At 58.4% G+C, this 21,153-nt stretch carries 15 protein-coding genes and 1 pseudogene; 2 read left to right on the top strand and 14 right to left on the bottom strand.

The window, feature by feature from the left end:
• Positions 1-92: 92 nt before the first annotated feature.
• Both KGQ91_RS03085 and KGQ91_RS03080 read left to right on the top strand, forming a co-directional pair.
• Positions 93-1,609 (top strand): IS3 family transposase gene (locus KGQ91_RS03085; protein ID WP_231514359.1). Its coding sequence is split into 2 segments (ribosomal slippage): positions 93-527 and positions 530-1,609, totalling 1,515 coding nucleotides; the frame shifts between segments, so codons are not numbered across the junction.
• Positions 1,610-1,669: 60 nt separating this feature from the next.
• On the top strand, positions 1,670-1,951 hold the full coding sequence (locus tag KGQ91_RS03080; protein WP_224420231.1) for an anion permease: 282 nt from the start codon (positions 1,670-1,672) through the stop codon (positions 1,949-1,951).
• A gap of 142 nt (positions 1,952-2,093) precedes the next feature.
• On the opposite strand, the gene KGQ91_RS03075 is transcribed toward KGQ91_RS03080, so the two are convergent.
• The 14 genes and pseudogenes from KGQ91_RS03075 to KGQ91_RS03010 form a co-directional block, all read right to left on the bottom strand.
• Positions 2,094-3,371: a coiled-coil domain-containing protein gene (locus KGQ91_RS03075; RefSeq protein WP_224420230.1), complete on the bottom strand. Its 1,278-nt coding sequence runs from the start codon at positions 3,369-3,371 to the stop codon at positions 2,094-2,096.
• Between the two features lie 420 nt (positions 3,372-3,791).
• Entirely contained in the window at positions 3,792-4,676 is an 885-nt protein-coding gene (locus KGQ91_RS03070; protein ID WP_224420229.1) for a hypothetical protein, read from the bottom strand.
• 204 nt (positions 4,677-4,880) lie between these two features.
• Entirely contained in the window at positions 4,881-7,241 is a 2,361-nt protein-coding gene (locus tag KGQ91_RS03065) for a glycoside hydrolase family 99-like domain-containing protein (protein ID WP_224420228.1), read from the bottom strand.
• A 28-nt stretch (positions 7,242-7,269) separates the two neighbouring features.
• On the bottom strand, positions 7,270-7,827 hold the full coding sequence (gene rfbC, locus KGQ91_RS03060; RefSeq protein ID WP_224420227.1) for a dTDP-4-dehydrorhamnose 3,5-epimerase: 558 nt from the start codon (positions 7,825-7,827) through the stop codon (positions 7,270-7,272).
• A 73-nt stretch (positions 7,828-7,900) separates the two neighbouring features.
• Entirely contained in the window at positions 7,901-8,770 is an 870-nt protein-coding gene (gene rfbA, locus KGQ91_RS03055) for a glucose-1-phosphate thymidylyltransferase RfbA (RefSeq protein ID WP_224420226.1), read from the bottom strand.
• Positions 8,771-8,847: 77 nt separating this feature from the next.
• Positions 8,848-9,725, bottom strand: a pseudogene (rfbD, locus tag KGQ91_RS03050) (dTDP-4-dehydrorhamnose reductase).
• Positions 9,722-10,801, bottom strand: a complete 1,080-nt coding sequence (gene rfbB, locus KGQ91_RS03045; RefSeq protein WP_224420225.1) for a dTDP-glucose 4,6-dehydratase — start codon at positions 10,799-10,801, stop codon at positions 9,722-9,724. The pseudogene rfbD and the gene rfbB overlap by 4 nt, the downstream one beginning before the upstream one ends.
• Positions 10,802-10,819: 18 nt before the next feature.
• Positions 10,820-11,443, bottom strand: coding sequence for a hypothetical protein (locus KGQ91_RS03040; protein ID WP_224420224.1), 624 nt, complete (start codon positions 11,441-11,443; stop codon positions 10,820-10,822).
• A 37-nt stretch (positions 11,444-11,480) separates the two neighbouring features.
• On the bottom strand, positions 11,481-12,479 hold the full coding sequence (locus tag KGQ91_RS03035; protein WP_224420223.1) for a class I SAM-dependent methyltransferase: 999 nt from the start codon (positions 12,477-12,479) through the stop codon (positions 11,481-11,483).
• A gap of 51 nt (positions 12,480-12,530) precedes the next feature.
• Complete coding sequence (locus KGQ91_RS03030) at positions 12,531-14,291, bottom strand: coiled-coil domain-containing protein (protein ID WP_224420222.1); 1,761 nt, start codon at positions 14,289-14,291, stop codon at positions 12,531-12,533.
• Positions 14,288-15,346 (bottom strand): tetratricopeptide repeat protein, encoded by a 1,059-nt coding sequence (locus tag KGQ91_RS03025; protein WP_224420221.1) that lies wholly within the window; start codon positions 15,344-15,346, stop codon positions 14,288-14,290. The genes KGQ91_RS03030 and KGQ91_RS03025 overlap by 4 nt, the downstream gene beginning before the upstream one ends.
• Before the next feature lie 49 nt (positions 15,347-15,395).
• Entirely contained in the window at positions 15,396-15,995 is a 600-nt protein-coding gene (locus KGQ91_RS03020; RefSeq protein WP_224420220.1) for a class I SAM-dependent methyltransferase, read from the bottom strand.
• A gap of 150 nt (positions 15,996-16,145) precedes the next feature.
• Entirely contained in the window at positions 16,146-18,521 is a 2,376-nt protein-coding gene (locus KGQ91_RS03015; RefSeq protein WP_263478935.1) for a glycosyltransferase family 2 protein, read from the bottom strand.
• Positions 18,505-21,033 carry a glycosyltransferase gene (locus KGQ91_RS03010; RefSeq protein ID WP_224420219.1) on the bottom strand — a complete coding sequence of 843 codons (2,529 nt, stop codon included), beginning with the start codon at positions 21,031-21,033 and terminating at the stop codon, positions 18,505-18,507. Before KGQ91_RS03010 ends, KGQ91_RS03015 begins: the two co-directional genes overlap by 17 nt.
• Positions 21,034-21,153 lie beyond the last annotated feature (120 nt).

Here is a 21,153-nt window from a genome sequence, read left to right as displayed (position 1 = left end):
CCCTATGCTTCAACGTAGTTGTCACCTAAACGGATTGAGAGGTGAACAACGTGCGTTACCCCGCAGAACGTAAGGAAGCCATCCTCAAGAAGATGGCACCGCCCATGAGCATGACCATCCCGGAATTGGCCGAGCAGGAAGGCATCACCGCGACAACCCTCTACAATTGGCGGAAACAGGCCAGAGCACGAGGACAGGTTTTGCCATCACGTTCCACCAAGCCCGATCACTGGACCAGCCAGGAGAAATTCCAGATCGTCCTGGAAACGGCCCCGATGAATGAGGCCGAACTCAGCGCCTATTGCCGCGAGCGTGGGCTCTATCCCGAGCAGGTGGAGGCCTGGCGGGATGCCTGCATGAACGCCAACGACGATGCGGCAGCGCAGGCCAAGCAGCTTCGCCAGGCGCGGAAGGCCGAGCAAAAGCGGCTCCGTCAGTTGGAGCGTGAGCTGCGCCGCAAGGACAAGGCCCTGGCCGAGACGGCGGCGCTGCTGGCCCTGTCAAAAAAGGCCGAGGCGATCTGGGGCACGACCAACGACGAGGACGACTGACCAGCCTCCCGGATCGCCAGCGCATCGTGACCCTGGTGCAAGACGCCCAGCGTGACGGTGCTCGGCTGGCCAAGGCCTGTCAGGTGATGGGCATTAACGTGCGGACCTACTATCGCTGGGTCTCCGAAGGCGAGGTGACGGCGGATCGCCGCCCCGACGCCGACCGCCCGGAACCGGCTAATAAGCTATCGCCTGAGGAGCGAGAGGCGGTCTTGGCGCTGTGCAACGCCCCGGAGTACCGGAGCCGCCCTCCGGCCTTCATCGTGGCCGATCAGGCGGACAAGGGCCGCTACCTGGCCTCTGAGTCGACGATGTATCGAGTGCTCCATGAATACGACCAGCAACACCACCGGGGCCGACAGCAGGCCCCGCAGCGCAAGCGCTCTCCGACGACGCACCAAGCCACGGCGCCTAACTACTTGTGGTGTTGGGATATCAGCTGGCTGCCGGGCCCAGCACGCGGTACCTGGTGGTACCTGTACCTGATCATGGACGTCTTCAGCCGCAAGATCGTTGGGCACGAGGTCTACGAGACGGAGACTGGCGAGCTGGCCGCCGAGCTGATCCAGAAGGCCTGCTGGCGAGAGCACCTCACCGATCGTCACAAGCCCCTGATCCTTCACTCAGATAACGGCAGCCCGATGAAGGCAGCAACCTTCTTGGAGAAGCTCTACGACCTGGGCATCACCCCGTCGTACAGCCGTCCACGGGTGAGTAACGACAACGCCTTCGCCGAGTCGGCCTTCAAGACGCTCAAGTACCGGCCGGGCTTCCCCGCCGAGGGGTTCGCTACCCTGACCGAGGCTCAGGACTGGGTTCAGCAATTTACCGAGTGGTACAACCATGAGCACCGGCACAGTGCCCTTCGCTACGTCACGCCGAGTCAGCGCCATAACGGCGAGGCCAAGGGCATCTTGGCGCAGCGCCGGGAAGTCTTCGAGGCGGCTAAGCAGCGCCACCCGGAGCGCTGGTCGGGTGACATCCGGAAACTCAGCCTGCCTGAGATCGTACACCTAAATCCCGAGCGGGACCCGGTGCCACAGGCAGCGGGATTTTAAAGAGCCAGAACCATTTCATGTGCCATCTATGTTGACAGACTCCGCTACCTGCTGGCGCTGGTGCTGACGGAAACCGTCACCAACAACGCCGCCGCCGCGCTGGCCTTCCCGGTCGCCTGGTCGACCGCGCAGGCCTTCGGTGCCGACCCCATGCCCTTCATCATGGCGGTGGCCTACGGGGCTAGTGCCTGCTTTCTGATTCCCTATGGCTACCAGACCCACCTGATGGTCTATTCACCGGGACGCTATGCGCTGGGCGACTTCCTGCGCATCGGGTTGCCGGTCAGTCTGACCTATTCGGTGGCCGTGCTGGTGCTGACGCCGTGGATATTTTCGTTCTAGACGCAGGGCCGAGAATAACCCTCCCGCGCATCATGGGGTCGTGAAAGTTTTATCCCTGCATAGTAGAGAGGGTCAAGACTCCGACTCTTTCTTGAACACCTTCAAAGAAGCGGCGCTTGCCGTAAAAACCACATCAGTCATGTCAGCATTCAATATTGGTGGCGGCAAACAAACGGCTAATTTGTTGACGGGCGCGCAGGAAGGTCGGCTGCGCGCTGGTCATGGCCCTTTCATACTCGCGGTTAGCCAGGAAATAGCGCTCGAGTTCTTCCTGAACATGGTGCAGCTGGGCCAGCAATAGGTCGTTTTCTTCCTGCATCTCGGTATGTTCTGCCCTGGCGCTGTCTACTGTCGTGTTCAACTCGGCCACTTGCTCTCGCAGGGAGGCCAGCTCTGTATCACTTTCGCGGGTCTGCGTTTCCCATTGCTGCCTGGCCGCGTTCAGTGCTTGCTTTTCGTCGGCCGCGGCTTTTTCGGCCGCCTGCTGTGCCTGTCGCGCGTTCCGGGTTTCCTGCTGCTGTTCGGTTAACGCCTTGGTCAGTCTGGCGATCTCGGCGGCGGCATCGCTTCGTTCTCGCTCCTGGGCTGCTGTCGCCTGTGAAGCGTGTTGCTGCTCGGCCGCAAGCTGCTGGTGCAGTTCGTCCAGTTGCTGGCGCCGCTGTTGACCTTCCAGGTAGTGCTTTTCCAGTTCCTCCTGCACCTGGTGAAGCTGAGCCAGCAGCAGCTCGTTCTCTTCGTCGGTCTCTTTGCGTGCCTCGCATGCAGCGTGGTGGGTTTCCTGGAGCGTGGCATGGCTCGCACTGAGGGCGTCGTGGTTCTCTTTCAGTGTGTCATGAGCCGCCTCGAGCGTACTGTGCTCGTCGCGCAGCGCCTGCAGGTCGGCGGCCTGCTGGTTGGTTGTTTGCTGCAGTGCCTGCTCCCGCTGCCGGGTTTCTTCCAGGGCCGCCCGGGTTGCCTGGTGGGCCTGTTCCCGTGCCGGAGCCTGCGCGCCAGCGCTTACCACCTGCAACAGGCTGGCCAGGGCCGACTCATCCACGCTGAGCGATGCACGGAATTCCGGTGCCATACCACTCGGTAGCCACGCGGTGGCTTCCAGAGTTTCGTAAAGCGCCCACGCCTGGCGAACGGCGGGCAGCGTGGCCGCCAGGTCCGCACACAGCGCCGCCAGGGCGCCCAGATAAGCGGGGGCCTCCTGCTCGGCCGGGCAGGCAGCCGAGACGCCGAGTGCCTCGGCCAGTGCAGCTGCTGGCATGCGTGCCGCATTCACCACGTATAACCGCTTACCTGCCATACGCTGCAAACGCAGTGCGTGTCGGTTTCGAGAAACCCAGACCTCCCACTCGGGCTGCGCCGCATCCGCAAGCTGCCACGGCGGCTGGTACAGCCACAGCCAGTGAGCATTTTTATCCTCCTGGGCCAAGGCAAGGCTGTGCTCGGGGGCTACCCACTGGACATTTAGCGCCTCCAACAACGTAGGGCCTAGGTAAGCGGTAATGGTTTCCTCGGATACCCCAGAGACAAACACATGATTAATAGGTCGTGGCATGAGTAAACCTTGAATAAAAAGTTAATATTTCTAGATTCGAGGGGAGTAAAGGCTTTTAGAAATTAATGTTTAAGATATGTGGTTTTGCAAGGTTTATGATTAGGGGCGTCGAAGGCGAATGGTTGCGCAACTATTTTTAAGCTGAATTTCAGTTGGGCGAGATATTATGTCTCTTGCTGCGAGGAGTAGATTTCAGTGGCTGCGGACCTAAAAGAATTACTTTTTATTCTGTTTATTAACCCTGCTGTGATCTAATAAAGTTGTGATGAGCTAATGTTTGGAAGGAGGCAAGGTTTAAGTAGCGTGCTCATGCTGCTGGAGAAACACCTCTCTTTCTAACGGTGTTTTAAAGAAGTTAGAGAAATCAACGTTAGAATTTTTATAAAATTCAAGAATTTCTTCGCTTAACCTTCCACAAATCAAAGGCTGCCTAGAGTAGGCTTTAAATTTCTGTGAAAAATCAATTAGAGATTGAATAGTTGTTTCGCGTTCCGCAACGTTTTTTTGGATCAAGTTAACATTGTTGGCCAAATCTACAAGCTCAGGTATCAGGCTGGTATTTTCAAAGGTTCGGAGCCGTTGTAATTGGCATCCAGCGATTCCGGTTTTTCCAAGGAAGTCTTTAACAACATCATTTTCAGTAGCCTTTTTATGAAATAAGTGGCATGATAAGCTATCCTCCCCAAAGTGCTTTATAAACGGCTCTATCCTAGACATGAAAAAAAAAGAATTTTGGTGGCTCCTCCAAAATTCCTCAATATCGAAATAAGGAGGTTGGCTTGCTGCTTTCACCCATTGTAAATAAGTGCTCGCAATAAGCTCTAAATGGTGCCTCGCGTAAAAAATAACTTTGACATTGTAAGCATTTAGGAACTTGCTAACATCCTTGACATAATCTTCTGTCATAAAGCAAAAGTTTTCAGATGATATTATTATCTTATGGGCGTCGCTGGACTCAATCTCGTCGACTAGTTGGGAGTAAAGTTTTGCTGTGTCTTTCGCCATTTGGCCATCCCCTAGCTTTGCTAAGCCATGATGCCCACTGTCAGAAATTCCTGTAGCCGGAAATAGTATTTTATTTCTTGATAGCAGTTCTCTATTAGAAGCAAGGGTTTTTTGTATTGACGTAGTGCCCGTTTTTCCAAATCCTATATGCAAATATACTGTTCTTTCACTCATTCCGTCACGACCTTATGGGATCCGAAAGTTTGGATGTGGTTATTTGGAGTTTAAATAACTTCCTAAAAACGATTGCTGCCTAAGCAGTAGTGATACCTGGGAAGGTATTATGCTCGACGAATGGTTTGTGGTGGTTAATTGGGAAGTCTTTACTAAAGATTTTGATCGCAATTTTCGATGAAATAGATTTCGGGTAGATTGACTTTAAATTGTTTTTTCAGCATAAGAGAACTCCTTTTCCTGATACCCGAAGCTGGTTATTTTTTTTGATTTTTCGTATGCAAATATTCCAAAGAACCTTTCGTAGGCGTGAGCTAAGGTCCCATCGACTTGACCTGCTTCTCGATCAAAGTCATCGCTTAAGATATATTCCTTATCAACCAATTCTTTGAAAAACGAAACCCTTGCAACAAACATTGTCCCTGCTATGAATTTATAATGACCATCTCGCGAAAATTTTATTTGGTATTTCTCGCATAATTTTAAGACGTTTTCCTCATTTGCACCCCAGTAGTAAGAAATAGGGACCAGGCTTCCATCGGGCGACATCAAGACTAAATCTTTCTCGTTTCTGAAATCAATAAGTCCTCTCACATACTTAGGGAATGATAGCAGTTGGCTATATAGGTCCTTTCTCCAGTTATCGCCATCAGCTCTATGGAGTGACTTTTTCGTGTGGATTTTTATTAAGAATTCATGATTGTTTTCGGCAATTTCAGGGATGGTTTTTAAAAAAGGAAGAACGTCTCTTCCTTTATTTTCATAAGCCCTGACAAATATTTTATAGCTGAAGTGTGAAGCCACATCTTCTACGTCTTTCTTTTTCTCATGCGGGGTAGTTATATATATAGAGGATTCTATATTTTTTGCCCATTGGATTTCATGTAAAATTTCCTCAAGTACATCAGTATAAAATGCGTGAATGACTATCGCAAGTTTAGTATTGCAAGCATCTCTTAGCGAAAGCTGAGAGTTTCGCACAGCTTGCAGCCAAGCGTACCCATGTTTTTTGTCTGGTTCTAAGTGTGCGCCTTCAGCCCATTCGTTCCAGGCATTAATAAATACAATTCTCTCATCTTCGTTTTCGCGTCGTGCAAGCGTTTCCGAAAATGCGTTTGTTAGGTATTTTTCAAAAAGCTTCGGGCAGTTATTTTCGAATATGATGCCCTTGTTTTTCTTGCGCGCAGTGTTGTCCCATGATGGATTTGTACTTCTGAACAATGTGTACCCTGGATCTTTGTAGTTATCACTTCTATCTAACAGAACTCTCCAGTCATAAACCTTAGAGTAAAAAGCTTCGTTAGTAGGGGTTACTTCGTTAGTTATGCTGGGTGGATTGCTGTTATTTGGCGGAAATTCCAAGGCAGCATCAAAATCATAAACCGCTGGATCAACATGTTCGAATGATTGAGGATATGCGAGATAGATTTCGCCGATGCCGTTTTCTGAGCACCAGTCTCTCCAGCGCTTGACAGTCGCTCTCATGTCAGGGAAAAGATTGGGTCGATAAATCAAGATCAACGGCTTGTTATCAATTTTGATATATCTTTTGTCTTTAAGATATTTTGAGATGTTTTCTATAAAAGCGATATCATCTTCTTCGGAGTAATCCTGAACCATCAGCAGGTCATGATCTAAGCCATCCCACCGCCTACTCCAATTTTCGTTTGCCCAGCAAACGCAAAAAGGGAAGTCTATTGTAGGGTCGGCTAGCATGTTATCTAAAGGTTTCTCCAGCAATCTTTTTCCAGAGAACCAGTATAAGTAATAGCAAAACCCTCCAACGCCGTATTGCTTGGCAATTTCAATTTGTTTTTTTTGCGCATCGCTGCTTAAAAGGTTGTAATAACCAATGTCGTCATGAGGTATATGGGGCTGATAATGACCCTTGTACTGTGGCCTTGCTGGCTTAACGTTCGTCCATTCAGTGAAGCCAGCCCCCCACCATTTATCATTTTCGGGGATAGCATGATATTGAGGTAGGTAAAAACAAATTGGCTTAATTATTTGTGGTGTTTTTTTAGCAGAGTCTTTTATTCTCGGAATATATTGTTTGGGTTCTGGTTTGTACTTTGTTATGTAAGGTGTGGGTTTGGCAAAACGCCCTTCATGTCTGCCGCTCGTGACATAGTGAATAAAAGGGTTTATCTCTGCACTTGCCACGTCAGGGTTTTCATTGATGTAATATTTTGTGTTAAATTTTTCAGACGGATCTAACCCTTCTTTTACCCCTTTTGTCAGGTAATGTGCAAGTAGATTTTTTTCTGATTTTGCTATTTCAGGGTATTTTTTCTCGTAAAAACTTATGTCAAACAGTGCCAAATCTACGATTTTTTCGAATACTTCCTTGTCTAGCCAATCAGGTTTTTTTAAAGCATTTGGGTTGGCTTGTTTCACTTCCTCTCTAAGCTTTTTTCGAGTATATTCAATGTTGAAAAATATTGCGTCTATCAATGGTCCTTCTGCATTTTGCAACGCTTTTTGGTAAACCTCTTCGGCTTCTTCGAGTTTTTTTTGTCTGAACAGTGCGTTTGCTTTTTTAAGATGGCTGGGCGATTTTTGCATAATGTTTAAATGCTTGTGAGATGGTAGATTAAATGGTTTTGAAGTTGGGGGAGTCTTTTTGGTAAGAGGCTAGTGGCAGTTTGTCTTTATCGCTAAGGGAAGGGTGTGTGCACGTGGTAGGCCACTGGATTTTAATGTCGGGGTCGTTCCAGATGATAGAGTGCTCGTCCCCAGGATTATAATAGTCCGTGCACTTATATTGAAACTCAGCCTCTTCACTCGTTACATAAAACCCATGGGCAAAGCCCGATGGCACCCACAGCATCTGCTTATTCTCGGCACTTAAATATACCCCCACCCATTGTCCAAACGTCGGGCTGCTTTCCCTTAGGTCTACCGCTACATCGAAAACTTCCCCCTGGGTAACACGTACCAGTTTGCCCTGGGGTTTTTCTAGCTGGTAGTGAAGACCACGCAGAATCCCCTGTTTCGATTTGCTGTGGTTATCCTGCACAAACCGGTAGTTGCCGCAGTGGGCCTCGAACTCGCTTTGGCGAAAGGTTTCCATAAAGAACCCTCGTTCGTCGCCAAATACTTGCGGGGTAATTAGCACAACATCGGGAATGGAGAGCTTTTCGAACTGCATGAGGACGGTACCGTAGAAATAAGTAAGGCATTGCGGTGGGGCCGAGTGGCCCCTCTGATGGCTACTTTGCTTTTTAGTTAAGCAAACGTTGCAGGTATTGGCCGTACTGGGTTTTAGCTAATGGGCTGGCCAGTGCGGCTAGGTGTTCATCACTGATCCACTTTTGTTGCCAGGCAATTTCTTCCAGGCAGGCAACCTTTAGGCCCTGACGGTGCTCAATGGTTTGTACGTATTGGCTGGCTTCCAGCAGGCTGTCGTGCGTGCCGGTATCCAACCAGGCAAAGCCTCGGCCCAGGCGCTCTACTCGCAGATCGCCACGCTCTAGGTAGGCATTATTCACGCTGGTAATTTCCAGTTCGCCGCGCTCCGAAGGCTGTACGCTTTTAGCCATTTCCACCACGTCGTTATCGTAGAAATATAGACCCGTTACGGCATAGCTGGATTTAGGGTTTTTGGGTTTTTCTTCGATGGAAATGGCATTTCCATTTTCAGAAAATTCCACCACACCAAAGCGTTCCGGGTCGGTTACCCAATAGCCAAATACGGTAGCACCGCTGGTATGATCGCTGGCGCGCGTTAACTGGTCCGAGAAATGCTGTCCGTGGAATATATTATCGCCTAGCACCAGGCATACAGAGTCGTTGCCAATGAACTCTTCGCCAATGATGAACGCTTGGGCTAGGCCATCCGGGCTAGGCTGTACGGCATACTCAAATCGCAGGCCCAAATCTTCACCGCTACCTAGTAAACTTTTATATTGGGGTAAATCTTCTGGTGTAGAAATAACAAGGATTTCGCGGATGCCGGCCAACATCAGTACCGAAATGGGGTAATAAATCATCGGCTTGTCGTAAATGGGCAGCAACTGTTTTGAAACCCCGCGGGTGATGGGGTGTAAGCGCGTGCCGGAACCCCCGGCCAGAATGATTCCTTTGCGAGACATAGGTGTTTCCTTGAGTTGATTCACTTGATGGATGATGGAAATTTTTTTATATATGCGCATTACGCAATGATGCAGAGTCAGGTCAAAGGTTCTAGGTGTTCTTGTAGCGTCAACGCTAGCTGATCTTTCCAATGGGGCATGGTGATGCCCAGGGCAGTTTCCAGCTTGTTTAGAGCTAGGCGTGAGTTTAATGGGCGCGTGGCCGGGGTGGGATATTCCTCAGTGGGAATGCCGCTTACTTGGCCAGATGAAATGGATAGCGTTACCCCTGCTTCTTCTGCTTGCTTAAAGATTTCACTGGCGAAGCCGTGCCAACTGGTAGTGCCGGTAGGTGCCAGATGGTAAACCCCTGATGCAATACGTTGTTGCCATGCATGAAGGGTTACGAGTGCAATAAGCCGAGCTGGGGTGGGGGCGCCTATTTGGTCGTTCACAACGGCCAACGAGTCGCGCTCACGGCCTAGCGTTAGCATGGATTTCAAAAAATTCTTGCCACGGGCGGCATATACCCAGCTGGTGCGAAAAATCAGGTGTTGACAGCCGCTATACATCACAGCTTCATCGCCAGCCAGCTTGGTTTTTCCGTAAACACTCAGCGGTTGTGTGTCGCTCCGTTCATGCCAGGCGGACTCTCCATAGCCGGGGTACACATAATCGGTAGAGTAATGTACCAAGTAAGCGCCCATGGCGGCAGCATACCCGGCTAACTGTGCCGGTAGCCCGCTGTTTAACCGTTCGGCCTGTGCCGGTTCGCTTTCAGCTTTATCGACGGCGGTATACGCTGCTGCATTTAGAACAAGCTTAGGGCGATGGGTTGCCAGGTAGCGCTCGACGCCCTGAGCATCCCTAGGTCTAGCGTGGCGCGATCAGGGGAAAGCACATTACCAACTAGGGAAAAATGACGCCGTAGCTCGAAACCTACTTGGCCGTTTGCACCGGTAATCAATATGTTCATGCGCTAGCCCCAAGGCGTTCGCCTTGGTAGCTGCCATCTTGCACACGCTGCCACCAGCTTTCGTTGGCAAGGTACCACTGCACGGTTTTACGCAGGCCGGTTTCAAAGGTTTCTTGTGGCACCCAGCCCAGTTCACGCTCTATTTTTCTGGCATCAATGGCGTAGCGCAGATCGTGGCCAGGACGGTCTTTTACAAAAGTAATCAGGTCGCGGTAGCGAGTGTCTTTGGGCACTAACTCTTGCAGCAGGTCGCACAGTGTATGCACCACTTCCAGGTTGGTTTTTTCATTGCGACCGCCAATGTTGTAGGTTTCGCCAATTTCACCTTGGGTGGCTACCTGTACCAAGGCGCGAGCGTGGTCTTCTACGAATAGCCAGTCGCGGATCTGTTGCCCGTTTCCGTACACCGGCAGGGGCTTGCCTGCCAATGCGTTCAAAATCATCAGCGGGATCAATTTTTCAGGGAAGTGGTAAGGGCCGTAATTATTAGAGCAGTTGGTAATTAGGGTGGGCAAGCCGTAGGTGCGCTGCCAAGCGCGCACCAAGTGGTCTGAACTGGCTTTGCTGGCGGAGTAGGGTGAACTGGGGGCGTAGGGTGTTTGCTCCGTAAATAAGCCTTCCGGGCCTTCTAGGTCGCCGTACACCTCATCGGTGGAAATATGATGAAAACGGAAACCGGCGGCTTTATCCGGTGCGCTGGTTTGCAGGCTTTTCCAATAGGCACGAGCGACTTCCAGCAGCACGCTGGTACCTACTACATTGGTTTGAATAAATTCTGCTGGGCCGTCAATCGAACGGTCTACGTGGCTCTCGGCAGCTAAATGCATCACCACGTCCGGCTGGTGTTTCTGGAAAAGCCGCTGCATGGTGGCAGCATCACAAATATCCGCCTGCACAAAGGTGTGGCGTTCACTGTGCTCTATGTTGCTGTGCGACTCCAGATTGCCCGCATAGGTTAGCTTGTCCACGTTAATAACGTTGTGCTGAGTGTGAGCGATTAGCTCGCGCACAACGGCAGAGCCGATAAAGCCTGCCCCACCTGTGATGAAGAAAGTACGTGGATTCCCTTGCTGCATCTTGACCTGCTCCTTAAGCTATCTCTGAACGGGCTTGGAAGTGTCTTGTATGGTGGTATGAGGTACTTGGTAATGCAGCGGAGATACAAAGCGTTGTCCCACCCGGGAAAGTACCTGTGGCTCAATAGCAATATTCAGGCGCTCCAGTTCGTTGCGGGTGCGTGCCTGAATTAATAGTCGTGTATCGCCTTGGGTGTTGACGTTGGCGACTGCCTTTTCAAAATGGTTGAGCGCCCGCTGTTGGCTGCCGTTAATGGCGGCGGCACGGCCAAGCGTGTTATGCACCCCTGCTATCAACACTTGGGCGATAAGTTTTTTGCTTGCTCCCCACTGGGTGGCTAAGCGGACAAGCTGTCGCGCTTGTTCTGAATTTCCTGACTGTTGCAGCCCCGCTGCGGCTAATAAAGCCAGTTTGGCGCGATCGGGATGGTGCTGCAGGGTGTCGCGCTGTAAGCTGGCCAGACTTTCCCAGTCACCAAACTGCCATTGAGTGCGGGCGCGTTCTAATAAGTCCTCGTCGTAGGCGACCCATTCGCCGGGCTGGGCGGTGCTTTCGGTCGGGGTAGTTTCCATGGTTGATTGGCTTAGCGGTGTGGTTGGACGCAGTCGATTACGCCACCAGCGCCCGAGTGATGAGATCATGGAATGCTCCTTTCACATGCCCTGTGCCGGATTGCCGTTAAAGTACTGAATCGTCTAGTAGCAGGTCTTTAAGCAACGCTAGCTGTGCTTCAGCGCGCACCAGCTGTTCATGCATTTGTTCGCGTAGATGATTAAGTTCTTGTATTTCTTTATTTTTGCTTTTTAACAATTCCTGCTGAGCTTCGTTTTCCGCTATTTTCGCCTGCAGTGTTTCTGTTATCTCCTGTAAGTTGCTTGTTAGCGAACCAGTATTGGGGGCAGGGAATTGCTGAGCAGGTGTGGGGCTGCTAGTGCCATTGACTTGTTTAACCGATGCAACTTCTTCCAGTTCACCTGCTACGCATCGTAGGCCTAATACGTTCTTCTCGGCTGGCTGGCGATTAATCACGCACATGGAGTTAATGAATTCCACCGAGTGGATTTCTGTCAGCAGAGTTTCAGTCAGCTCTTCGGAAATGCCAAAGGGAGCCAATACGCGGCGGCGGGTGTGACCTTCTAACCCCCAGTGCTCGAAATTGGGAATATCAGCTAGAGCTTTAAAAAATGCCATGGCAGCGCGTGGCTCGTATAAACCGCCGTTAAATTTTTTCCAGTAACTGCAGTGCAGGTCTTCGGCGACAAACAGACCGCCCTGCTTTACATGGGGGAGCAGCGTACAAAATGTGTGAATGATATCTTGACTGGTATGCGAGCCATCATCAATCACTATGTCGTACTGTTCGGCGTGCTTGAATACTTGGGCAAGTGTATCGTCTTTGTTGACATCGCCGATCACGACATTAATAGTGGGTTTTCTGTAATTTAGCTGTGCGCACGCCGGGTTAATGTCACAGCCGACAATTTTTTGTGCTTGGGGAAAGTATTCCCCCCAAATTTCTAATGAGCCACCGTTTTGCACGCCTATTTCGAGTAGGTGGATGGGCTTGTTTCGGATAGGAGCGAATAGCCGTTCGTATTCATCCAGGTAAAGCGACCACTTATCGGAAACGCGTCCGTCATGGGCTTTGTAACACTCGGTCAATGTAGGTTGCGTCATGGCGGCTGCCTTGTTGGTTGCCACTGTTGGGTATGCGTGGCGGCTGGTGATTTACAACCCCGGTTCTCTCAGCAGCAGGTCTTTTATCAGGTCTATTTGCGCTTCGCTTTTTACTAGCTCGTCTTGAAGTAATTGTTGACGATGCTGTAATGATTGACTTTCCATCTCGTGCTTTTTGATCACTCGCTGTGCTTTTTCGTAAGCTTGTTTTTGTTCGGCAAGTTGTTTGTCGCGATCGGCGAGTCGGTTCTTGACGTCTTCCAGCGCTTGAGCGTGCTTCGTCGCTTCGTCCTGTGCGTTGGCGCGGGCTGCTTCAAGTTCCTTGGCTAGCTGCTCGGCTTTGCTCTTGGCAGCGGCACGGGCCTCTTCGTGTTGCTTGGTGGCATTGCGGGCTTCTTCTAACTGCTGGTTGCGTTCGGCTAGCTGGTTTTGAGCAGCTTCCAGGGCTTGCGATTGCTGCGCTGCTTCGCTCTGTGCGTTGGCGCGGGCTGCTTCAAGTTCCTTGGCTAGTGCCTCGGCTTCGCCCTTGGCGGTGTCGAGTTGCTTATCGCGATCGGCGAGTCGGTTCTTGGCGTCTTCCAGCGCTTGAGCGTGCTTCGTCGCTTCGTCCTGTGCGTTGACGCGGGCTGCTTCAAGTTCCTTGGCTAGCTGCTCAGCTTTGCTCTTGGCAGCGGCACGGGCCTCTTCGTGCTGTTTGGTGGCATTGCGGGCTTCTTCTAACTGCTGGTTGCGTTCGGCTAGCTGGTTTTGGGCGGCTTCCAGGGCTTGGGATTGCTGCGCTGCTTCGCTCTTCGCCGTGCCACGTGCCCCTTCTAGCTCTTTAGCTAGCTTCTCGGCTTCGCTCTTGGCGGCGGCGCGGGCTTCTTCTAGCTGCTTGGCCAGCTTTGTGGCCTCGCTCTTGGCGGCTTCGAGTTGCTTATTGCGCTCGGCGAGCTGATTGTTGGCCTCTTCCAGTGCTTTAGTTTGTTTCTCTGCGTCGCTCTGCGCCTGCGCGTTAGTTTTTTTCAACTGCGTCGTTAATGTCTCTGCTTCACTCTCGGCAGCGTTCCGGGCGGCTTCGGCGTCTTCAAGTGCCTTGGTGAGCGCCTCGGTGTCACGCTTCGCCTTGGCGCGCGTGTCTTCCAGCTGCTTGGCCAGGGTATCGCGTTCGGCGGTCAGGTTGAGTTTTTCGATGACGCTGGGTTGGCGCTGGTAAAGCCTTGCCACGGTGGGGTAGGTGGCAGTGTCGTCTTCTGCGACGCAGGCGTAACCGCGCTGGGTCAGGGCGGAGTCCAGCGTGGCGCTGTCCACATCGTTCTCGAACAGTGCTTCATCGGCGGTGTTGACCACTATCCAGGTGACGGCGTGCAGCAGCTCGTCGGGCGTGGCGGTTAGCAGCGCGTGGGCCTGGCCGGGGGCGTTGATCACCAGGGTGTGGGTAGCATTGGGGTCCAGCTCTGCTTGGGTTAGCCAAGTGGCTAATGGCTGGGCGGGCACGGTTTCAGTGCCTTGTACACTGACGTTGGGCAGCCGTTCGGTCAGGCCCGTGGGGGCGTTCAGGCTGCTGAACTGCGGCAGCGTGAGCCGATGCAGGGTGGCGGTTTCCTGAGCTTCAGCGGTAATGGCCCCCAGGTAGAGGTGTTCCTGCGGGTGGTCCTGGATGTGCTGCTGTAGCGCCTCGGCGTGGGCAGGGTGGGCTTCCGCCAGATGCAGGTGTTCGCTGTTGAGGTCACGCCATTGGGTTAGCTGGCTGCCGTCGCCTGCGCCGATGATAAAGGTGTGTGCCAGCGGGGCGGTGCTTTGGGTGCGTAGGTGATTCAGCAGGGCGTTCATGGGCGTTGCGGCTCGGTTGACGGGGTGTCTACGTGATCCAGCAGGGCGTTCAGCACGCGCTCCTGGCGTTGAAAAGCGAGTCGCGTATCGGCACCGGGTAGCGGCTCGTCGTCTGCGTCAGGCGCGGGGAGCAGCAGCTGGCCCAGCAGTTCGGTGGCTTGCTCGTCGTCTGGCTGGGCCAGCAGGCGGCTGATCAACAGCGCTTGGGCGGCGTGCTGTTCGCCTTGGTCCACCAGGGCGCTGACCTGTTCCGGCAGGCTGATGCGCTGCAGGGTGTGCTGTCGCGCCTGGGCCTGGGTTCGGGCGGTCGAGTGTTCCGGTGCCAGTGCCAGGGCGCGGGCAATGGCGTGTTCGGCGTCCTGATAGCGGCCTAGCTGCTGCAGGGTGTTGGCCAGGCCGATGTGCGGCCAGGGCGATTCGGGGGCGCCTTCCCGGGCTTGCCGGTAGCTGGCCTGGGCGGCAGTTGCGTCACCGTTGAGCAGGTGGGCTTCGCCGCGCAGCTGGTGGCACAGGGCGTTGTCACCCAGGCGCTGGGCGAGCGCATCCCAAGCGTTCAGCGCGTCACTGGCACGGCCGGTTTCCTGAAAGGTCGCGGTCAGGTGAAAGGCGCGGATGACGTTGCGGGCTTGCCCGGTGTTCCAGCCATGGTCGTGCAGTAGCTGATATAGCCAGCGTTCCCCCTCGCGACGGGGCATGCGGTCCAGGTCAAGTTCACGAGTGGCAGGGCCGAAGGTGTGGCGCTGTTCGCCAAGGGGGGCGCCGCTCTCGGCCTCGCGTGCGATCAGGGTATGGACATTGCCGTCGTAAAGCTCGCAAGAGATGGCCAGGCAGAACAGGTGGTGGCCATCGCCGATACCGGCCGGTGCCAGATCCTCGCGATGCTGATCGGCCAGTCCGTAGCCGACGATCATGCCGTCGCAGACGAGCTCGACCGCCAGGCGCTTTTGTGGCCGGGCCGGGTCGAAGGCCCAGCCGTAGGCGAGGTCACCCTTGAGGTAGTCGAAGCTGCCGATCACCGTGGTTTCGGCGACCGGGGGCGCGATGTGCTGGTTCATGGTCAGTCCTGTCTGTTTCGGCGCGCTGGTTGACGTGATTGCCTGGCGCTTATTTCCGCGCATAACCCCACAGGTTGTAGTGCGCATCGGCGGTCACGCGCACTTCGGCGAAGCCAGCCGCGCGCAGGACCTGGCCGAGCCGCTGCGTGTCGAAGCCGGTGCGGTGCGCCATGTAGTGGTTGCCCCTGGCCACGGAAGCGCGATGGCCGTAGAGGATGTCCAGCGGCGTGATGGGCCCGGCCGGGGAGTCGTAGAGCGTCTCGGTGAGCTTGCCCTGGGCGACCCACTGGGCAACCTGCTGAAGGTCCGGCAGGGTGATCAGCAGAAAGCCGCCGGGGCGGATGACCCGGTGCATCTCCGCAAGGGCGGTGGGCACGGCGTGGTCGTCCAGGTGTTCCAGGTTGTGCGAGGAGAAGACGGCATCGACGCTCTCGCTTTCCACCGCGGAAAGGTCCGTGGTGTCGGCGAGGATGTCGGGCTCGACGTCGGGGTTGATGTCCAGGCGAATCTGCCGCCACCCGGGCTGGCGCAGGCATTCCGGTAGGCGTTCGGGGCCGGCACTGCCGCAGCCGACGTTGAGAAAGGTCCTGGGGGCGGTGTCGTTCATGGCCGGCTGCAGGGCCTGCAGGTCGGCGGCGGTCATGGTCATGGCGATTCCTTGGGCGGCGCGGGGCGCTCGCAGCCGGGTTTCGGGCACGCTACCGCCGGGCAAGGCCTTGCTGAAGGTCTCGCCTAGGCGCGGCCGCGCAGGTGTTGTGGCCTCGTCCGTGAGGCGTTTTGGGGTGTTTGCCGCTGGCAGTTAACGCGGTAGTCGGGCGTTACGGGCGCGGCGCTCTCGCGGGGGCAGGGCCAGGCTGGTGAACGGGTCCGAGGCCGTGTCCAGCGAGAGGTTGGGGTTGTAGGCCGGGTCGTTGAGCAACGCCTGGCTCCAGCGGCGGCGCAGGTTGGCCATCTCGCGCTGGGCGCGGGCGGCCTTCTCGGCGCTTTCGTCCTTGCCGCGGGTGGCGGATTCGGCATGAATCAGCCGGGCTTCCGGCGTCCAGACCACGGCCTGGCCGCGGGCGCGCAGTTTCAGGCACAGGTCCACGTCGTTGAAGCCGACAGGAAAGTCGCGCGCATCCAGCCCGCCGATCGCCTGGTAGTCGGCACGGCGCATCAGCAGGCAGGCGGCGGTGACGGCCGAGAAACGCTGGGTCAGGTGGTTCATGCCCAGATGGCCGGTGTCGTCGTGCTGCCAGGCGTTGCCGACGTGGGCGGCCAGGCCGTGCACGCCGCCGATCACGCCGCCGTGCTGGACCATGCCGTTGGGCCATTGCAGCTTGGCGCCCACCGCGCCGGTGCCGGGGCGCATCAGCAGCGCCACCAGGCGGCACAGCCAGTCGTCGTGCAGGCACTCGATGTCGTTGTTGAGCAGGCCGATCACCGGGGCGGCGGCCTCGCCGTGGGTGCGGGTCAGGTGGGCCACGGCGGCGTTGTTGATGGCGGCATAGTTGAAGGCATGCGGGTAGGCCAGCACCTCGACCGTGAGGCGCCCGCCGCGGCGGCCCAAGGGGCGCGTGCCTGCCGCGGCCTGTTCGGCGAAGTAGGCCCGTGTCTCGGGGCGTTGCGACTGGTTGTCGACGATCAGCACGTGCACCTGGCCCGGGTAGTCGGTGTGCGCCAGCAGGGTGTCGAGGCAGCGCTTGAGCAGCCCCAGGGCGTCCCGGGTGGGGACGATCAGCGCCACCGCCGGCCAGTCGTCGAGCCGGCGGGTCAGGCGGCGCAGGCCGTGATGGGTAGGGTGCGCGGCCAGGGTGGCGAGCGGGTCGTGGTGCGCCAGCCGGGCCTGCAGCCGCTCCAGGCGCTCGGCGGCGCAGGGGGCGTCGGCAAGGCCGTCTTCCGCCCAGGGACGGGCGCGGTGACGCAGCGGCTCGGGCAGGTGCCAGATCGCCTCGGCGTCGCAGCGTTCCACGGCGGCGTAGGTGAGCTCACCGGGTGTGGCCGGCGGGCGCGGGTGGTCGCGCAGCACGTCGCTGTGTATCAGGCACAGCCCGGCGCTCAGGAAATCCTGGCACCAGTGGCGGTCCGGGTCCCAGGCGGGCAAAAAGCCCGGCTGGCGCGGGGCGTCGGGCCGGCGCCCGGGGGCATCGAAGTCGCTGTAGACGATCGCCGCGCGCTGCTCGTGCAGCACTTGCCAGGCCCGGGCGAGCGCGCCTTCGGCCAGGCGGTCGCCGGGCTCGAGCTGGGCGATGGCGTCGCAGCGTCGGCAGGCATCGCTGAGGGCCTGCTGGTAGGCGTGCGTATCGTCGGGGGCATCGATGACCCAGGTGCGCACGCCGAGCGCGGGCGTGTCGGGCAGGTGCAGAGCGCCGCTGCCGAGCTGGATCACGCCGACCGTGACCGGCCCCGAACGCGAGGGCGCCTCGGGTGGCGTGACCGGGAAGGCCGCCAGCCAGGCCGGGTAGTCCGCCGGATCGACACCCCGCGGCAGCAACTGCTCGTAGCGCTCCAGCTGGCGGGTCAGCAGCGTGCGCTGGCTCTCGGTCGCGGCGTGCGCCTGCCAGTGGGCCAGGCCTTCGGGCCATTCCTGAATCACCACCGGGCTGCCGGCCAGCTCGCGCCCCTGGTCGTCGCGCACGGTCAGCACATGGCGCCGGCCGTCGGCCAGCGACAGCGGCAGGCGGATCTGGAAGCCCCCTTCCACGCGCTCGTGGGGCTCGCCGGCGGGCGTGGGAAGTGCGTCCCAGCGGGTCGGCGTGGTGCGGGCGATCCGCTGCCCCTGCTCGTGGACCTCGATGCTCGCCTGGCGCTGTGGGTCGTGGGTGTCAACCAGCCAGCCGCGCAGCACCAGCCCGGGTTGCCAGTGCACGCGCGAGTGTTCGGGGGTGCGGTTGGCCGGCGGGGCAGCGGGCAGTGTCAGCGTGTCGAGCGGCCGTTCGGCATTGGCGAGCGTCAGGGTCAGCTGCCGGCAGGCGTCGAGCTGGGTATCGCTGAGCACGACGCTGAAGCCGTGAGCGCCATCGCCGGGGGCCTCGGGGTGGAAGTCCTCGGCCTGGGCCAGGGCCAGCGGGCGGCCGTCGCCGTGAATGGCGACGGCCCAGCGGCGCCCGGGGCTGGCGGCGTCCCAGGCCCAGCCCTTGAGCAGGTTGCCGTAGAGGCCGGTCAGCCGGCCCTGGCGGTCAGACGGTGCCGTCATGGTGGCTCTCCAGGGGCATCGCGTGGCGGCCGCGGCGCGAGGGTGTCGCGTGGCACGCCAGGGCGAGGCGGTGAATCGGGCGCCGGCCGCCGTCGGCGGTCGCCAGGGCGTCGGCGGGCAGCGTGTCGGCCAGGTCGTCGGGCAGCCACCAGGGCAGGGAGCGCTCGGCGGTGTCCAGCCAGCGGGCGTCGGCCAGGGTCAGCGGCGTGGTGTCGAGCAGCACCACGCCGGCCAGGGGCAGGTGATCGCGCAGCAGCTCGACCCGTTCGCGGTAGCGGCTCTCGGCCAGGGGCAGCGGGAATAGATGGCCGCTGCGCCAGGCGCAGGCCGGCCAGGCGGCGCGCCGCAGCGGCAGCAGGCGGGCACCGCGGGGCTCGCGCGCCTGGGCCTGCAGCCAGTTCACGAAGCGCGGCCGGGTGAGGCTGGCGCTCGTGCCGGCAACGGCAAGCAGGCGGGGGGCTTCCGCCGCGATGCCCGGGATGGCCGGGGCCAGGGCCGGGGGCTCGGCCTGCGAGCGTGGCCGCGGCGGGCACCAGCCCGGCAGCCAGCGCTCAAGCCAGTTCGGCACGCCGTCGTCCCGGGCGTCGATGGCGGTCATCCCCAGGGCGTGAAGGTCGTCGCCGAGCAGTGCGCTGTCGTCGGGCAAGGCGTAGTCGAGTCGCCAGCGATGCGGCGCGTTGCCGGTGAGGGTCAGCCGCTGGCGCCGGCGAGACAGGGCCAGGACGATGCCCCGCTGCCCCTGGGTGTCGGCGGCGTCCAGGGCGCGCTCGGCATGGGCCAGGCTGGGCCACAGCGGCAGGGTGGCCGGGGCGTCCAGATCGCGCAGTGCTGACAATGGCTGGGTGCGCAGCCAGTGGCGCCACAGGCGCCGGCGGCCGGGGAGCAGGCGATCGTGCTGCAAGGCGGCCGTGAAGGCGCGTTCGGCTTGCGGATAGCGCGTCTCGAGGACGCTGAGGTTCTGCATGACGCGCAGGCGCTTCTCGGCGCCGAACGAGACACCGCCTTCGTGGGCGACGAGGACATCGAGCGCGCCGCGATGGTGCCAGCCCTGGACGGCGGCGCGGTAGCACCAGTCGGATTCTTCGCCGTAGCCCCGAATCAGGGTGGGGTCGAGCCCGCCGAGGGTGTCGAGGGCATCCCGGCGCAGGTAGAGGCAGAAGCCGCAGCCGGTGGGGATGCGCGCGTCGCGGGCTGCGTCGTTGCCGTTCGCCTGACTGGCGGCGCGGTCGAGCCGGGCTAGGGCATCGTCGTCGGGGGCCGGCGCGGGATCGCAGGGGGCCAGGTAGCTGAGCAGCTCGCCGTTGTTGGAAAGCGGCGTGGCCGAGGCCGTACGCGCGTGACGATAGGCGGTGTGCTGCAGCCGGTCGAGCCAGTCGCCGTGCACGCGGGTATCGCTGTTGAGCAGCACCACGTCGTCGGCGGTGTGCAGGCCCAGGCCGTGATTGACGGTGCCGATGAACCCCCGGTTGAGCGGCTGGCGGTGCAGTTCGATGTCGCCGCGCGTGGCGTAGGCGTCGAGCAGGGCGACGAGCTCGGGTTCCGGGCTGGCATCATCGATCACCACCAGACGCTGGAAGGCCCGGTTGGCCGCCCGGTGGGCGAGCACGCTGTCCAGGCAGCGGCGCGTCACCTCGAGGCCTCGATACACGGGGATCAGCACGGTGACCGCGCGACGCTGAGGCTCAGCGTCTTCAGCCGGCAGCGAGGCGTCGGGGCGGCGGTGCGGCGGCCGGGTGTCCTGCAGGCTCAGCGGGCCGCCGACCAGCTGGCGAGGCTGGCCCTCGGCATCGGCGATGCTGACCGCCAGCGACTCGGCCTGCCCTTGCAGGGCCAGCTCGAAGCGCAGGCAGTCGACACGCTCATTGCTGTCGAGCGACAAGGAATGCCTCCGGGTGGCATTGAAGGCGATGCGTCGCTGTCCCGCCTGCAGGGTCAGTGTCGGCGTCGGGGTGTCGGGCGCGATCAGGCACCAGCCCTGGAGGCGCTCCCCGGCCTGGCGGATCGCGCCGAACGGCCAGCCGAAGGCCCGTTGAAAGAGGGGCGCCAGCCGGCGCAGCTCGTCGGGAGCGCTCAGCTGGGGGGCGTGACGGGCCAGCAGTTGGCGCAGGGGCGCCGGCGATGCGGCGTCGGCCAGGTGCGTGGCATGGGCAACCAGCAGGTCGGGACGGGTCGGCTCGCTGCGGTAGGCCTCCGCGGCGGCTACCGAGGCGAGGGCTCGCCAGGCCTGGGCATCCCCGGCGCGTGGCGAGCGGATCGTGGCCAGCCGTTCGAGCAGCCGCAGGGCCGAGACGTCCTCGTTCTTCAGGACGAGCGAGGCCAGTGCGGCCAGACCGGTATCGACGGTTTCGGCGGCAGGCGAACGTGCGGCCAGCAGGCCCATCCAGAGCAGGGCGTCGTCTCGCGTGCGGGGGTCGCCCAGCAAGCCGCGGGCGACGTCGAGGACGCTGTCGCTGTCGCCCGCGGCCAGCCGGGTCTGGAGCTCGCGATGTAGACGGTTGAAGGTATCTGCCACGAAAACGGTCCATCGGAACAACACAAGGCGCGCTTCCCGAACCGTCGTCAACGGCTCGGGAAGCGGGCCTGCAAGGTGACAAAGGCGGGGGGAAGACTCCCCCCGCCAGACGCGTAGCCG

Origin of the sequence: Modicisalibacter tunisiensis (assembly GCF_020148005.1) — a bacterium.
GTDB lineage: Bacteria > Pseudomonadota > Gammaproteobacteria > Pseudomonadales > Halomonadaceae > Modicisalibacter > Modicisalibacter tunisiensis.
Note: the sequence above shows the minus strand (reverse complement) of the source record. Positions and strands in the feature narration are given on the sequence as shown.